The organism is Aeromicrobium sp. PFPM2_SD2 (assembly GCF_057364525.1).
The window spans coordinates 1-790 of the sequence record NZ_JBNFNZ010000702.1 but is presented as its reverse complement, the minus strand read 5'-3'; the positions used below and the strand labels follow the sequence as shown (position 1 = coordinate 790).

The following is a 790-nucleotide window of genomic DNA, read 5'->3' as shown; positions in this document are numbered from 1 at the left end:
CGGGCCAGGGCCGCTCGGTCGGACGCGAGGGGCGGCGGCGAGCCACGGCGCGCTCTCGCGGGCGTCGTAGTCGAGGAAGGGACTGAACTCGGTCCAGCCGGCCGGGCCGTGGGCCAGCATCCCCTCGCGCCGGGTGATGCCCCGGAACCGGGTGCGCATCTCGATCGCGTAGGTGTGGAACCGCACCCGTCGACCCTACCGAGGTGCACCGCTGGGTGCCGCGTGCCACGGTGGAACGGTCCCCCGCACACCGTCCCGAAGGAGCCCCATGTCCCGCGTCGCCGTCGTCGGAGGCCACGGAAAGATCGCCCTCCAGCTCCACCCGCTGCTGGTCCGGGCCGGGCACACGCCGGTCGCGCTCGTCCGCACGGACGACTACCGCGACGAGCTCGAGGCCCTGGGCGCCGAGGTGCGCCTGCTCGACATCGAGAACGACGACGTGGACGCGTACGCGGCCGCGTTCGAGGGCTGCGACGCGGTCGTGTTCAGCGCGGGCGCCGGCGCGGACGGCAACATCGAGCGCAAGCGCACCGTCGACCTCGAGGGCTCCACGAAGTCGGCCGCCGCCGCGCGCCAGGCGGGCATCACGCGCTTCCTGCAGGTCTCGGCGATCGGCGTCGACGAGCCGCAGCCCGACGACATCGAGCCGGTCTGGGCCGCGTACGTCACCGCCAAGCGCGACGCGGACGCCGCCGCTGCGCGAGAGCGGCCTGGACTGGACCATCGTGCGTCCGGGCGGGCTGACCGACGAGGCGGGCACCGGGACGCGTCGAGCGTCGCGCCCAAGGTG

Annotated in this window: 1 protein-coding gene and 2 pseudogenes; 2 read left to right on the top strand and 1 reads right to left on the bottom strand. The window is 74.7% G+C overall.

Annotation, left to right across the window (positions count from 1 at the left end):
- Nucleotides 1-186: pseudogene (locus AC2W7G_RS17585) on the bottom strand (o-succinylbenzoate synthase); the annotation flags it as partial.
- Nucleotides 187-268: 82 nt separating this feature from the next.
- On the opposite strand from AC2W7G_RS17585, the pseudogene AC2W7G_RS17580 reads away from it, so the two are divergent.
- Both AC2W7G_RS17580 and AC2W7G_RS17575 read left to right on the top strand, forming a co-directional pair.
- A pseudogene (locus AC2W7G_RS17580) lies at nt 269-640 on the top strand (NAD(P)H-binding protein); the annotation flags it as partial.
- An 85-nt stretch (nt 641-725) separates the two neighbouring features.
- Nucleotides 726-790: hypothetical protein (locus AC2W7G_RS17575; RefSeq protein ID WP_485869570.1), on the top strand; the 65-nt coding region annotated here is incomplete at its 3' end.